Source organism: Microbacterium neimengense, assembly GCF_054782995.1.
In genome coordinates this window covers 1,160,128-1,173,050 of record NZ_BAAGRK010000003.1, presented here as the reverse complement: position 1 = coordinate 1,173,050, position 12,923 = coordinate 1,160,128, and the positions used below count along the sequence as shown (strand labels likewise).

General features: G+C 70.0%; 14 protein-coding genes. 6 read left to right on the top strand and 8 right to left on the bottom strand.

Features of this window, described 5'->3' with window-relative positions; genetic code table 11:
* Positions 1 to 19: 19 nt before the first annotated feature.
* Positions 20 to 1,984, bottom strand: coding sequence for a M13 family metallopeptidase (locus tag ACYVJS_RS08465; RefSeq protein WP_460739511.1), 1,965 nt, complete (start codon positions 1,982 to 1,984; stop codon positions 20 to 22).
* A gap of 209 nt (positions 1,985 to 2,193) precedes the next feature.
* Here ACYVJS_RS08465 and ACYVJS_RS08460 point away from each other — a divergent pair, with 209 nt between their 5' ends.
* The gene (locus ACYVJS_RS08460) at positions 2,194 to 3,510 is read left to right on the top strand and encodes an MATE family efflux transporter (protein ID WP_460739510.1); all 1,317 of its coding nucleotides are present in this window, start codon (positions 2,194 to 2,196) and stop codon (positions 3,508 to 3,510) included.
* A 314-nt stretch (positions 3,511 to 3,824) separates the two neighbouring features.
* On the opposite strand, the gene ACYVJS_RS08455 is transcribed toward ACYVJS_RS08460, so the two are convergent.
* The gene (locus ACYVJS_RS08455; RefSeq protein ID WP_460739509.1) at positions 3,825 to 4,418 is read right to left on the bottom strand and encodes a M15 family metallopeptidase; all 594 of its coding nucleotides are present in this window, start codon (positions 4,416 to 4,418) and stop codon (positions 3,825 to 3,827) included.
* An 86-nt stretch (positions 4,419 to 4,504) separates the two neighbouring features.
* On the opposite strand from ACYVJS_RS08455, the gene ACYVJS_RS08450 reads away from it, so the two are divergent.
* Together ACYVJS_RS08450 and ACYVJS_RS08445 are read left to right on the top strand one after the other, a co-directional pair.
* Positions 4,505 to 5,164 (top strand): response regulator transcription factor, encoded by a 660-nt coding sequence (locus ACYVJS_RS08450; RefSeq protein ID WP_460739508.1) that lies wholly within the window; start codon positions 4,505 to 4,507, stop codon positions 5,162 to 5,164.
* Positions 5,161 to 6,234, top strand: a complete 1,074-nt coding sequence (locus ACYVJS_RS08445) for a sensor histidine kinase (protein ID WP_460739507.1) — start codon at positions 5,161 to 5,163, stop codon at positions 6,232 to 6,234. Before ACYVJS_RS08450 ends, ACYVJS_RS08445 begins: the two co-directional genes overlap by 4 nt.
* Here ACYVJS_RS08445 and ACYVJS_RS08440 read toward each other — a convergent pair.
* Positions 6,219 to 6,644: a VanZ family protein gene (locus ACYVJS_RS08440; RefSeq protein ID WP_460739506.1), complete on the bottom strand. Its 426-nt coding sequence runs from the start codon at positions 6,642 to 6,644 to the stop codon at positions 6,219 to 6,221. The genes ACYVJS_RS08445 and ACYVJS_RS08440 overlap by 16 nt on opposite strands.
* A gap of 62 nt (positions 6,645 to 6,706) precedes the next feature.
* Positions 6,707 to 7,348: a TrmH family RNA methyltransferase gene (locus ACYVJS_RS08435; protein WP_460739505.1), complete on the bottom strand. Its 642-nt coding sequence runs from the start codon at positions 7,346 to 7,348 to the stop codon at positions 6,707 to 6,709.
* 87 nt (positions 7,349 to 7,435) lie between these two features.
* Between ACYVJS_RS08435 and ACYVJS_RS08430 the strand changes: the two genes are divergently transcribed.
* Both ACYVJS_RS08430 and ACYVJS_RS08425 read left to right on the top strand, forming a co-directional pair.
* Entirely contained in the window at positions 7,436 to 8,689 is a 1,254-nt protein-coding gene (locus ACYVJS_RS08430; RefSeq protein WP_460739504.1) for an Nramp family divalent metal transporter, read from the top strand.
* A gap of 9 nt (positions 8,690 to 8,698) precedes the next feature.
* Positions 8,699 to 9,346, top strand: a complete 648-nt coding sequence (locus ACYVJS_RS08425; protein ID WP_460739503.1) for a metal-dependent transcriptional regulator — start codon at positions 8,699 to 8,701, stop codon at positions 9,344 to 9,346.
* Positions 9,347 to 9,373: 27 nt separating this feature from the next.
* Here the strand turns inward: ACYVJS_RS08425 and ACYVJS_RS08420 are convergent, their stop codons facing one another.
* Positions 9,374 to 10,327 carry an SDR family NAD(P)-dependent oxidoreductase gene (locus tag ACYVJS_RS08420; protein WP_460739502.1) on the bottom strand — a complete coding sequence of 318 codons (954 nt, stop codon included), beginning with the start codon at positions 10,325 to 10,327 and terminating at the stop codon, positions 9,374 to 9,376.
* A gap of 146 nt (positions 10,328 to 10,473) precedes the next feature.
* Here ACYVJS_RS08420 and ACYVJS_RS08415 point away from each other — a divergent pair, with 146 nt between their 5' ends.
* Positions 10,474 to 11,283, top strand: a complete 810-nt coding sequence (locus ACYVJS_RS08415) for an HAD-IIA family hydrolase (protein ID WP_137418668.1) — start codon at positions 10,474 to 10,476, stop codon at positions 11,281 to 11,283.
* Positions 11,284 to 11,304: 21 nt separating this feature from the next.
* Here the strand turns inward: ACYVJS_RS08415 and ACYVJS_RS08410 are convergent, their stop codons facing one another.
* The 3 genes from ACYVJS_RS08410 to pyrE all read right to left on the bottom strand — a co-directional run bounded on the left by ACYVJS_RS08410 (position 11,305) and on the right by pyrE (position 12,916).
* Positions 11,305 to 11,748, bottom strand: a complete 444-nt coding sequence (locus ACYVJS_RS08410) for an HTH domain-containing protein (RefSeq protein ID WP_460739501.1) — start codon at positions 11,746 to 11,748, stop codon at positions 11,305 to 11,307.
* A 130-nt stretch (positions 11,749 to 11,878) separates the two neighbouring features.
* Positions 11,879 to 12,139, bottom strand: a complete 261-nt coding sequence (locus tag ACYVJS_RS08405; protein ID WP_460739500.1) for a hypothetical protein — start codon at positions 12,137 to 12,139, stop codon at positions 11,879 to 11,881.
* A 198-nt stretch (positions 12,140 to 12,337) separates the two neighbouring features.
* Positions 12,338 to 12,916, bottom strand: a complete 579-nt coding sequence (pyrE, locus tag ACYVJS_RS08400) for an orotate phosphoribosyltransferase (protein WP_243226451.1) — start codon at positions 12,914 to 12,916, stop codon at positions 12,338 to 12,340.
* Between the last annotated feature and the right edge of the window lie 7 nt (positions 12,917 to 12,923).

The following is a 12,923-nucleotide window of genomic DNA, read 5'->3' as shown; positions in this document are numbered from 1 at the left end:
CCGACGGGTCACGGCTCAGTTACCAGATGGTGACGCGCTGGTCGGCGTCCAGCCACAGCGCGTCACCCTCGGTCACGTCGAACGCCTCGTAGAACGCATCGATGTTGCGCACGATCTGGTTGCAGCGGAACTCGTTCGGCGAGTGCGGATCGATCGTCAGCAGACGGATCGCCTCCGCGTCACGGCTCTTCTGCTGCCAGATCTGCGCCCAGCTGAGCAGGAGGCGCTGGATGCCGGTCATCCCGTCGATGACCGGATCCTCCGCATCCCCCAGCGACAGCCGATACGCGCGGATCGCGATGCCGAGCCCGCCGAGGTCGCCGATGTTCTCGCCGATCGTGAGGGCCCCGTTGACGTGGTTCTCCTCCGGCAGCCCCTGCGGCACGAGGGCGTCGTACTGGGCGATGAGATTCTTGGTGCGCTGCTCGAAGGCCTCGCGGTCCGCATCCGTCCACCAGTCGCGCAGCGACCCGTCGCCGTCGAAGCGGCTGCCCTGGTCGTCGAACCCGTGCCCGATCTCGTGCCCGATGACCGCGCCGATGCCGCCGTAGTTCGCGGCCGCATCCCGGGTCTCGTCGAAGAACGGGTACTGCAGGATCGCGGCGGGGAAGACGATCTCGTTCATCAGGGGGTTGTAGTACGCGTTGACCGTCTGCGGCGTCATGTACCACTCGTCGCGGTCGATGGGCTGCCCCACCTTGCCGAGCTGACGGTCGTGCTCGTGCACGTGCGCGCGACGGACGTTGCCGACAAGATCGGCCGCGTCCAGCTCAAGACCCGAGTAGTCCTTCCACTTCACGGGGTAGCCGATCTTCGGCGTGAAGGCGTCGAGCTTCGCGAGCGCCCGCTCGCGCGTCTCGGGGCTCATCCACTCCAGCTGCGAGATCGACTGGCGGTATGCCTCGATGAGGTTCGCGACGAGTTCATCCATGGCGGCCTTGGCGGTCGGCGGGAAGTGCCGCTCGACGTAGACCTTGCCGACCGCCTCGCCCAGCGCCGCCTCGACCAGGCTGACAGCGCGCTTCCAGCGCTCGCGGTTGGCAGGAACACCGGTGAGCTGCGTGCCGTAGAACGAGAAGTTCTCTTCCACGAACGAGTCGGGCAGGAACGCCGCGGCGGCGTGCACGATCCTGAAGCGCAGCCACGCCTTCCAGTCCTCGAGACGCTGTTCGGTGAGCACCGTGCCCAGCGCTTCGACGAAGCTCGGCTGCGACACGACGATCTCGGCGAACGCGTCCGGATGGTGCGGGGCGACTCCGTCGAGCCAGGGCGCGAGGTCCACGCCCGCCATCGCCACGACCTCATCCCACGTCTTGAGGTTGTAGGTGGCCACGGCGTCGCGGCTGCGGACGTTGTCCCAGTGGTGCGAGGCCAGCTCCGTCTCCAGCGCCACCACGCGCTCGGCGGCGTCCGCCGCATCCGCCACCTCGGCCAGCGTCAGGATGCGCTCGATGTGGTGGCGCAGCGCCTGGCGGGTCTCCTCGAACGAGTCGAGGCGGTAGTAGCTCTCGTCCGGCATCGACAGGCCGCCCTGGATGAAGAAGGGCAGGTAGCGCTGCGGATTGCCGGGATCGGGCTCGACGTAGAGCTCGACGATGCCGCCGATGCCGTCGCGCTCCAGCTCACCCACGAGCCGGAGGAGGGAAGTGATGTCGCTCACCGCATCCACCCGCGCCAGCTGATCGGCGAGCGGCTCGGTGCCGCGCTCGGCAATGCGCTCGGTGTCCATGAAGCTCGCGTACAGGTCGCCGATCTTGCGCGACTCGGTGCCCGGCTCGGCATCCTGCGACTCGAGGATGATGGCGCGGACGTCCTTCTCTGCCTGCTCGGCGAGGAGGTGGAAGGAGCCCCAGCGCGCCTTGTCCTCGGGAATCTCGGTCCGGGCGATCCATTCGCCGTTGACGTAGCGGAACAGGTCGTCCTGCGGGCGGATCTCGTTGCTCAGCTCGTCGAGCGCGAGACCGGAACGGGGGGAGTCGGTCATGCGCACAGGATATGCCGCCGGGCTGAGTGGGGGCTCCAGCCGCTGCGACGTGCCGCCGCTTCCCTCCGGCAAACTCCGCGAGACTGCATCTCGAGCACGAGATCACTGCATTTACCCGTGATCTCGTGATGGGGATGCAGTCTCGCGGCCGGAGGGCGTGGAGGGGAGAGCGGATGCGGGGCGTCGGTGAGGGTCAATAGGGTCGAGGGGTGGCGGCGACACTCAATCGGCAGATCCTGAACCTCGCGGCGCCTGCGCTCGGCGCGCTCATCGCGGAGCCGCTGTTCCTCATCATCGACGCCGCGATGATCGGTCACCTCGGCGTCGTGCCGCTCGCAGGTCTCGGCATCGCATCCGCCGTGCTGCAGACGATCGTCGGGCTGATGGTGTTCCTCGCCTACTCGACGACGCCCGCGGTGGCGCGTCGCTTCGGCGCGGGTCAGCACGGCTCGGCGGTGACCGCCGGCATCGACGGGATGTGGCTGGCCCTCGGCCTGGGCTTCATCCTCGCCGTGGTCGGGTACCTCACGACCCCCACGCTCGTGGGTCTGTTCGCGCCCGCGGCGGACGTCGCGGCGGAGGCGGAGGCGTATCTCGGCATCTCGATGTGGGGCCTGCCGGCCATGCTGATCGTCTTCGCGGCGACGGGTCTGCTGCGGGGGATGCAGGACACCGTGACTCCCCTGTGGATCGCCGGCGCCGGCTTCACCGCGAACGCGGGTCTGAACTGGCTGTTCATCTACGGGTTCGGCTGGGGCATCGCCGGCTCCGCGGTCGGAACCGTCGTGGCGCAGTGGGGCATGGTCGCCGTGTACGCGCTGGTGGTGGGACGCCTGGCCCGGCGGCACGACGCATCCATCCGTCCGCGGCGCGACAGCGTGTCGGGCGCCGCGCGCAGCGGCGGCTGGATGTTCCTGCGCACCGTCTCGTTGCGCGCAGCTCTCCTGGCGACGGTCGCCGTGGCGACGGCGCTGGGCACACCGGAACTCGCGGGCTGGCAAGTGGCGTTCACGATCTTCTCGACCGCCGCGTTCGCCCTCGATGCGCTCGCGATCGCCGCGCAGGCCCTCGTGGGCCGCGGGCTCGGCGAGGACGACCCCGCCTTCGTGCGCCGGGTGCTCGGCCGCACTGTCGCGTGGGGCGTGTGGTTCGGCGTGATCGTGGGGGCGTTGATCGGCGGCTTCTCGGGCGTGATCGGCCTCGTCTTCACGTCGGATGCGGCGATCGCCGCACTCGTGCAGCCCGCGCTGATCGTGCTCGCCGTCGCGCAGCCGCTCTGCGGCGTGGTGTTCGTGCTCGACGGCGTGCTCATCGGCGCCGGCGACGGCAAGTACCTCGCCCTCGCGGGGCTTGCCAACCTCGTGCCGTTCGTTCCGGCCCTCCTCGTGGTGATGTGGGCGGGCGCCACGGGGGCGGCGGGCCTGGCCTGGCTCGCCGTCGCCTTCTTCGGCGTCTACATGCTGGCGCGCGCGATCACCCTCGGCTGGCGGGTGCGCACGGGAGCCTGGATGCGCATCCCCGCCTGAGCACCCCGCATCCCGCGCATTGCACCGGCGCTCACCCTGCGTGTCTCAAACGTTCACCCTCACGCGGGCTGTTCTGTGCACAAGTGAGACACGCATGCCCGGACACCCCCTTCGTGTCTTACTTATGCACGAGTGGACCGCGCTCGACGCGCACATGTGAGACACGCAGAGGGTGCGGGGGATGCGGGCACGCACTTCAGCCGCGGCATCCCCCGCCCGCACCGTCCCCAGCGCCAGCAGCCGCCCCAGACCCAGGGCCGGCCCCAGCGCCAGAACCAGCGCCCGGCGGCACCTGCACCGTCATGCCCCCCACGTCAGGATGTGGCATCCGCGCGCATGTCGGGGCAGGTGCCGCCGGGAGTGGTCGCCAACTCGAAGTGCCAGCGTTCGTTGGCGTAGGTCTGGCACAGGCCGTATGCGGCGCCGTGCTCCCCGAGCCAGAGCTGACCGTCGAGCGGCCCGATGTCGACGGCATCACCCGTCACGTGCTGCGAGGCCTCCGGAGCCGCCACGAAGCGACGGGCGGTCGCCTCGTCGCCGTAGTAGCGGATCGCGTCACCGAGAAGCCATCGCTGGTACGCCTCGCTGCGCCAACCGCTGGAGATCAGCAGCGCCACACCATCGTCGGCCGCGTCGGTCGTGGCGGCGCGCATCGCGTCGCGCAGCCCCGCATCGAGCCCGGCGATGGCGGGCAGGTGATCGTCGGCGACGGTGACGGCCTGGTCGCCCCGGATGAGCCCGCTCGCCTCGTCGGGCGCGAACGACCCGTCCGCGGTGAGCACGGCGCGCAGCCACACGCCGGCGAGCGCGGCGAGCAGGATCGCGGCGACCAGTCCCAGGACGGCGAACGCGAGCCGGTGGGACCGCGCCGGAGCGATGGCGGATGCGGGTGCGACGGAACTGTGCATGCCCACATCCCATGCGGGTGGGTGTTATCACAGCGTCAGCACAATCGGATATGTCCGCGATATGTACCCCCACCTAGACTCGCGGCATGCGGGTGCTGATCGTCGAGGACGAGTTGTTCCTCGCCGAAGCGATCCGCGACGGGCTGCGCCTCGAGGCGATCGCCGCCGATATCGCCGGCGACGGCGACACGGCGCTCGAGCAGCTCGCGGTCAACTCCTACGACGTCGTCGTGCTCGACCGCGACATCCCCGGCCCCAACGGCGACGAGATCGCCCGCCGCCTCACGACCGAGGCCGCGGCGCCCCGCATCCTCATGCTCACCGCCGCCGACCGACTCGACGACAAGGAGACCGGCTTCGCGAGCGGCGCCGACGATTACCTCACCAAGCCGTTCGCACTGCGCGAGCTCGTGCTCCGGCTGCGCGCCCTGGGGCGCCGGCCCGCCGCGGGCGCGCCTCCCACGGCCGAACGCGCGGGGGTGACCCTTGATCGGTTCCGGCGCGAGGTCTTCCGCGACGGTCGCTACGTCGCCCTCACCCGCAAGCAGTTCGCGGTGCTCGACGTGCTGATGAGCGCCGACGGCGGAGTCGTCAGCGCGGAGGACCTCCTGGAGCGCGCGTGGGATGAGAACGCCGACCCCTTCACGAACGCCGTGCGCATCACGATCTCCACGCTGCGCAAGCGTCTCGGCGAACCGTGGGTCATCGAGACCGTGCCGGGCGTCGGCTACCGGATGCTGCCGTGACGCCCCGGCGCGTCGGCGTATCGATCCGCCTGAAGCTCGCGCTCAGCTACGCCGGATTCCTCATCGTCGCCGGCGGCGCACTGGTGGTCGTCGGGCTTCTCGTGCTGCGCTTCGTGCCCGAGGGCGCGCTGTTCGGCATGGACGGCGACTGGGCACCGAACCGCGCCGACCTGCTCGAGGTCTTCACACGGTACGCCGTCTGGGCGATCATCGCGCTCGTGCTGTTCGGCCTCGTCGGCGGCTGGATCCTGGCGGGCATCGTGCTTCGTCCGCTGCGCCGGATGACGGATGCGCTCGCCCTCGTGCGCGACGGCCGCCTCGACCATCGGGTCGCGCTGCCCGGACACCGCGACGAGCTGACCGAGCTGGCCGACACCCTGGACGCGATGCTCGACCGCATCGAGCGCACGCTCGACGAGGAGCGACGATTCGCCGCGAACGCGTCACACGAACTACGTACGCCTCACGCCGTCATCCGGACGCTCGTCGAGGTGGCGCAGGCGGATCCCACGGGACGCGACGTCGATGTGACGCTCGCCCGCATCGGCGCGACGAACGACCGCGCGATCGAGGCGACGGAGGCCCTGCTCACGCTCGCGCGGGTGGGTCGCGGTGCACCCCTCGCCCTGCAGCGGGTGGACCTGGCGGCGGTGGCCGAGACGGCTCTGGCGGACGTTCGCCCGGATGCGGAAGCAGCCCGCATCCGCATCGACACCGATCTGCGGCCCTCCGTCGTCACCGCCGACGAGGCGCTCCTCGTGAGACTCGCCGCGAACCTTCTGCGCAACGCCGTCGTCCACAACGTCGACGACGGCTGGATGCTGGTGCGCGTGCGCGAGGGCACGCTGATCGTTGAGAACGGCGGCGAGCAGCTGACGCCCGAGGTCGCCGCGACCCTCATCGAGCCCTTCGTGCGCGGCGCTGGCCGCACCCGCGGGACACACGGTCGTTCCGGGGCGGGCCTGGGACTCGCGATCGTCGCCTCGATCGCGCGCGCGCACGGGGCGATGCTGGCCGTGGCGGCACGACCCACCGGCGGACTGCAGGTCACGGTTCATCTGCCGCGCTGAACCGATCCGATCGCGCGGATGAGCGTCACCGTGATCACGCCGATCGCGCCGCCGCAGGTGTTCCAGAGCACGTCGCCCGCGTCCGGTACGCGGCCGGGGATCGACTCCTGGACGATCTCGACGAGCGCCGACAGCACGAATCCGGCGACGATCGCGACCGGCCATGCCCGACGCGGCAGAAGCAGCGCGAGGGTCGCACCCAACGGAATGAACAACAGGGTGTTGAGCACCTGGTCCGGACCGCCCGGGAGCCACGACATGACGGGCTCGGCGAGATCCTGTAGCAGCCACACGATGCGCCCGCGCAGCGGATGGACGAGGGCCCAGGGCGCGAGTGTCAGCAGCACCACGACGGCGACGGCCACGACGGCGGCGACGAGACGGGCGGGTGAGATGTGGGTGCGAGGCATGCGTCCTCCGAGGTTCGGGAGGATCAGTCCACGTCACACGATGTTGCGGGAGCGTATGCGCCTCAGCGCGCCCACCGCCGACACCACTCGTACATCACGACGGCGGCGGCCGCGGCCGCGTTGATCGAGCGCGTCGAGCCGTACTGCGAGATCTCCACGACCCCGGATGCGGCCGCCACCGCCTCGGGCGAGAGGCCCGGACCCTCCTGACCGAACACGAGTACGCAGCGTTCGGGAAGCTCCGCATCCTGCACGGGGACGGAGCCGAGCACGTTGTCGACGGCGATGACCGGGAGGTTCTCCGCCGCCGCCCACGCCGCGAACGACGCGACGTCGTCGTGATGACGCACGTGCTGATAGCGGTCGGTGACCATGGCGCCGCGCTTATTCCATCGGCGACGGCCGATGATGTGCACCTCGGCGGCGGCGAACGCGTTGGCGCTGCGCACGATGGAGCCGATGTTCATGTCGTGCTGCCAGTTCTCGATCGCCACGTGGAAGCCGTGGCGGTGCGCGTCGAGATCGGCGACGATCGCCTCCATGCGCCAGTAGCGATAGCGATCGATCACGTTTCGGCGATCGCCCGCGGCGAGCAGGTCCGGATCGAAGTGGGCGTCGTCCGGCCACGGCCCCTCCCAGGGTCCGACGCCGTGCTCGGGGGCGGTGTCCGCGGTGGTGTCCTCCGGCTCGCCCGCATCCGTCATCCACCCAGGCTAGCCGCGCCCGCCGGCGCTTCTCACCCATGGGAACAGCACTTTTCGGTGTCCCGAAAAATGAGGTACGGTTTCGGCATGCCGAAAACACTGACCGCCGCGCCCGTGCAGGCGCCCGCGCGTCGGATGGCGTGGCTGCTCGGACCGGCGCTCGTCGCCGGGGTGGCCTACCTCGATCCGGGCAACGTCGCCGCGAACATGACCGCCGGTGCGACGTTCGGCTACCTGCTGGTGTGGGTCGTGGTGCTCGGCAACCTCATGGCCTGGCTGATCCAGTACCTGTCCGCAAAGCTCGGAATCGTCACCGGCCAGAGCCTGCCCGACCTCCTCGGCCGCCGCATCCGCCGCCCATGGGCCCGCCGGCTCTATTGGCTCCAGGCCGAGCTCGTGGCGATGGCGACGGATGTGGCAGAGGTGATCGGCGGCGCCGTCGCGCTCAATCTCCTCTTCGGCATCCCGCTGCTGTGGGGCGGTGTGATCACCGGTGTCGTGTCGATGGTCGTGCTGACGGTGCAGTCGCGCCGCGGCGCCCGCGCGTTCGAGACCGTCGTCATCACGATGCTCATCGTCATCGTCATCGGCTTCTGCACCGGGATCGTCTTCTCGCCGCCCGATGCGGACGGTCTGGTGCAGGGTCTCGTGCCGCGCTTCGAGGGCACCGACTCTGTGCTGCTGGCCGCATCCATCCTGGGCGCGACCGTGATGCCGCACGCGATCTACGCGCACTCCTCGCTGGCGCGCGACCGCTTTCCACTGACGGATGCCGCCCCCGCCGATCGCGAGCGCCGGCTCCTGCGCGCGACACGGTGGGATGTCACGATCGCGATGGCCGTCGCCGGCACGACGAACCTCATCATGCTGCTGCTGGCCGCATCCAGCCTCGCCGGCGTTCCCGGCACCGACTCGCTCGAGGGCGCGTACGCGGCGCTGTCGGCGGGACTCGGCCCCGTCATCGCGACGCTCTTCGCGGTGGGCCTGCTCGCGAGCGGACTGGCCTCGACCTCGGTCGGCGCCTACGCCGGCTCCGAGATCATGAAGGGGCTGCTGCACGTGCGCGTGCCGCTGCTGGCTCGGCGGCTGGTCACCCTCGTCCCCGCCCTCGTCATCCTGGGACTCGGCCTCGACCCGACGCTCGCGCTCGTGCTCAGCCAGGTCGTGCTCTCCTTCGGCATCCCGTTCGCCCTCATCCCCCTCGTGTGGCTGACGGCGCAGCGCGGCCTGCTCGGCACGTACCGCAATCGGATGGCCACGACGGTCGCCGGGGCGGCCGCGTCCGTGTTCCTGGTCGCTCTCAACGCGCTGCTCATCTGGCTCGTCATCACGGGCGGGTAGCCTGACGGGGTGCCCACATCCGCAGCCGTCGACGACTACCTGAAGGTCGTGTACCAGCACACGGAATGGCAGGACGAGCGGATCACGCCCTCGCAGCTCGCACAGCAGCTGGGGCTCGCGCCGTCGAGTGTCACCGAGATGGTGCAGAAGCTCGCCGCTGCGGGTCTTGTGAGCCATCGCCGGTACGGCCCGATCACGTTGACCGAGAAGGGCCTCGCGCGCGCGGCGGCGATCGTGCGTCGACACCGCCTCGTCGAGACGTGGCTCGTGCGCGAGTACGGCTACACCTGGGACGAGGTGCACGATGAGGCCGAGATCCTCGAGCACGCGCTGAGCGATCGGCTGCTCGATCGCATCGACGAACGCCTCGGACGGCCGCGTTTCGACCCGCACGGCGACGCCATTCCTGACGTGCTGGGTCGGGTCGAGCGTGTGCCGTTCGTGCTCCTCGCCGATGCCGCGGCGGGGCACGTGGGCCGCGTGCTGAGGGTCAACGACCGCGATCCCGACCTGCTGCGCGAGCTCGAACGGCGCGGTCTCGACGTCGACCACCGCGTCGAAGTGCTCGAGCCCGCTCCCGACCTACGCGTCCGCGTGGACGGCACCGAGATCAGCATCCCTCCCGCGGCGCACGACGCGATCTGGCTCTCCGCCTGACGCGATCGGATACGGCGCCCGCCGCGTTCAGCGGCGGGCTGCCTCGAAGGGCCATCGCATCCGCGTGGCCGCCTCGCACATGAGCCACAGCCGTTCGCCGATGGCCGGCTCTCGCAGGAACGCCGTCGGCTGCGCTGCTCGGGGCTGCCCGGTCACGATGCGTCCGGGACCCCACATCTCGCCGCCTTCGACGTCCGGGTCGACGAGTGCGCGCACGAGCGGCCAGGCGCCGGCCTCCTTGGACTGCGTGAAAGGAGCCTGCAGATTGTCGAGGAAGCGCCCCCAGCGGGACGGCTCGTTGACGCCGCGGATGCCGACGGTGCGGCCGCTCGTGGAGTAGCCGGGGTGGGCGATCACGCTCGTCACGGGAACGCGGGCCTCACGCAACCGCCGGTCCGCCTCGAGGCCGACCACCGTGGTGACGGCCTTCGACTGCACGTATGCGCGCCAGGGCGAGTAGCGCTCGACGAGCTGCGGATCGGTGGGGTCGTACTTCGAGATCGAGGTCGACATGCTGCCGAGCCACACCATCCGGCCGCGACGGGCGGCAAGCGTGGTCAGCAGCGCGCCCGCCAGGGCGAAGTGGCCGAGCGCGTTCGTGGCGAGCACGAGCTCGTTGCCGTCGCGCGTGGTCTCGCGCTGCGCGGGCGGATGCACGATCCCGGCGTTCAGCAGCAGGCCGTCGAGACGTCCGCGCTGCCGGACCGTGGCGGCAGCGGCGCGCACCGAGCCGAGATTGCTGGTGTCCAGCAGCAGCGTCTCGGCGGTACCGGTCGCGTGCGGCAGTCGCGCCGAGACGGCGGCCCGGGCGGCGGCGAGCCGGTTGGGGTTGCGGCCGGTCATGATGACGCGCGCTCCGGCGTTCACGAGCTGCTCACTCGCGAAGTACCCGAGACCCGCGTTGGAGCCCGTCACCAGGTAGGTCCGGCCCGTCAGGTCCGGCAGCCGGTGCGGATTCCAATCCGCCTCGCGAGCGCTCACGCGTACGACCCTAGTGCGCTGCACGAGGTACCCCCTTCACTCTTGAGCGGTCCTTCGCGCCCGGGTAGCCTGGCCGCCCCTCGGGCGCCGCTATGACCTGGCTCCGCAGACTCGGATACCGCCCTCGGGAGCTCTAGGCTGAGGCCATGCGCACGCGCGATGACATCGAATGCTGGCTCACCGACATGGACGGCGTGCTGGTGCACGACAACCAGGCGATCCCGGGGGCGGCCGAGCTGCTCGCGCAGTGGCGCGACACCGGCACACCCTTCCTGGTGCTCACGAACAACCCGATCTTCACCCCCCGCGATCTGAGCGCGAGACTGAAGCGCTCGGGGCTGGATGTGCCGGAGGAGCGGATCTGGACGTCGGCGCTGGCTACGGCCGAGTTCCTGAAGTCGCAGATGCCCGGCAGCTCCGCCTTCGTCATCGGCGAGGCGGGGCTCACGACCGCGCTGCACGAGGCGGGTGTCGTCATGACCGAGACGCAGCCCGACTACGTCGTCGTCGGCGAGACGCGGCAGTACTCGTTCGAGGCGATCACCCAGGCCATCCGCTTCATCAACGCGGGCGCGCGGTTCATCGTCACCAATCCGGATGCGACCGGCCCCACCCCGAACGGCATCGTGCCGGCGACCGGATCGTTCGCCGCCATGATCACGAAGGCCACGGGCAAGGAGCCGTACGTCGTCGGCAAGCCGAACCCGATGATGTTCCGCTCCGCGCTCAACCGCATCGGAGCGCACTCCGAGAACACCGGCATGATCGGGGACCGCATGGACACCGATGTCGTCGCGGGCATCGAGGCGGGCCTGCACACCGTGCTCGTCATGACCGGCATCAGCGACCCGGCCGAGATCGAGCGCTACCCGTTCCGCCCCGACGAGGTGCTCACCTCCGTGGCCGAGCTCATCGCCCCCGAGCCCGTCGAGTCGGAGATGCCCGAGGGCATCTGATCACGCGATGCGCAGCGCCCGCTAACGTGCTCGCGCCTGGTTGGCGGCATTGATCAGGTGCGACACTCGCAGCGCGAGCGTGTACCTGGTTTCGGCCGGAAGCGTTCCGGGATCGTGAAGAGCGGTCGTCACCTCTTCCACCGGCACTTCCGTCAATCGGCTGATGTTCTGCACCGTGAAGCCGCACTCACCCGTCAGAGCTTCCAGCATCGCTCGGAGATGCTCGTCGTCGGCGACATCCGAGCCGTACGCCAGATACGCGACCAGGGTCGAGACGCGCGTGTTCTCCTCGGGCGAAAGCGAGGGCTCCTGCGAGGAGAGCCCTGCCGCCCCACTGCTCGTGAGGAACGCCGTGATTCTCTCCGGCGCGATCCGCGTCACAGCCTGCAGAGCGTGCTCTGAGATACGACCCTCTGCGATGAGCCGCCTGGCGTCCGCCGCGACGTCGTGCCCGTGAACCGTCATCCATCCATGATGGCTCCGGTCCGATCACTCCGGAACCGGACTTCCCCACGTGTCTCATGGAGTGGGATGCGGCGATGGCAAAGAAGATCCCCCGGCACCCATAAGCGCCGAGGGATCTTCTCGTCGGGGATCAGTTGTAGAGCATGCTGAAGCCGTAAAGCTTGTCGGGGCCCCAGTAGCCGCACGCGTCGCCGGCGTAGACCTGGTGACCAGAGGCATTGATCGCCCACCCGGTCGCCTGCTCGACGACCTGACAGATGCCCTTGGTGGGGAATCCGTACAACGTGACCCTGTTATCGGCGGCGAAGGCGGGAGCGGCCGCAGCGACACCGGCTCCGGTGAGAGTCGCGGCGGCGAGGAGGCCGGCAGCGAGGCGAGTGCGCTTCTTCATGTGCGTGTCCTTTCCGAGGGGTGCCCCGGAAGGATGCCACGCGGCCCACAGACAGCGCAGAGATTATCCACAGCTCGGCCGCGCGTCAGTCCTCGTCGCGGTCGCGGCGGCGGATGCGCGCCCACTGCAGGATGAAGGTCACGAGCGAGCCCGCCGTGATGACGAGCGCGACCAGCAGAACCGCGGTGCGGTCGTCCATCACTGCGCGGGAAGACCCAGATCGTCGAGGTCGATCGCGGCGAGCCACTGCAGGCCCTCGGCTTCGACGGCGGCCTGAGCTCCGGTCTTGCGGTCGACGATGACGGCGACGGCAACGGGCTCGGCGCCTTCACGGCGCAGCGCCTCGACCGCCTTCAGCGCAGACTGGCCGGTCGTGGAGGTGTCTTCGACGACCACGACGCGCTTGCCCGCCACATCCGCGCCCTCGATCTGACGACCGCGGCCGTGGTCCTTGGGCTCCTTGCGCACGACGAACGCGTCGAGCGGCGTGCCGGCGTGCACGGATTCGTGCATGACCGCGTTGGCGATCGGGTCGGCACCGAGGGTGAGGCCGCCGACGGCGACCACGCCGTCCACGTCGCGGATCAGATCGAGCATGATCCGGCCGATCGCGGGGGCCGCCCGGTGATCGAGCGTCAGCTTGCGCATGTCGACGTAGTACGACGCCTTCTTGCCGCTGGAAAGGGTGAAGTCGCCGTGGAACACGGCCTCGGCGCCGATCAGCGCGATGAGCGCCTGGCGGTCGGATTCGAGTTCGGGAGTGGATGCGGCGGTCACACCGTCG

Excerpts from the sequence above, each read along its gene's own strand:
- ACYVJS_RS08465 (WP_460739511.1), bottom strand. The coding sequence starts at position 1,984 with ATGACCGACTCCCCCCGTTCCGGTCTCGCGCTCGACGAGCTGAGCAAC.
- ACYVJS_RS08455 (WP_460739509.1), bottom strand. The coding sequence starts at position 4,418 with ATGCACAGTTCCGTCGCACCCGCATCCGCCATCGCTCCGGCGCGGTCC.
- ACYVJS_RS08450 (WP_460739508.1), top strand. The coding sequence starts at position 4,505 with ATGCGGGTGCTGATCGTCGAGGACGAGTTGTTCCTCGCCGAAGCGATC.
- ACYVJS_RS08440 (WP_460739506.1), bottom strand. The coding sequence starts at position 6,644 with ATGCCTCGCACCCACATCTCACCCGCCCGTCTCGTCGCCGCCGTCGTG.
- ACYVJS_RS08435 (WP_460739505.1), bottom strand. The coding sequence starts at position 7,348 with ATGACGGATGCGGGCGAGCCGGAGGACACCACCGCGGACACCGCCCCC.
- ACYVJS_RS08430 (WP_460739504.1), top strand. The coding sequence starts at position 7,436 with ATGCCGAAAACACTGACCGCCGCGCCCGTGCAGGCGCCCGCGCGTCGG.
- ACYVJS_RS08415 (WP_137418668.1), top strand. The coding sequence starts at position 10,474 with ATGCGCACGCGCGATGACATCGAATGCTGGCTCACCGACATGGACGGC.
- ACYVJS_RS08410 (WP_460739501.1), bottom strand. The coding sequence starts at position 11,748 with ATGACGGTTCACGGGCACGACGTCGCGGCGGACGCCAGGCGGCTCATC.
- ACYVJS_RS08405 (WP_460739500.1), bottom strand. The coding sequence starts at position 12,139 with ATGAAGAAGCGCACTCGCCTCGCTGCCGGCCTCCTCGCCGCCGCGACT.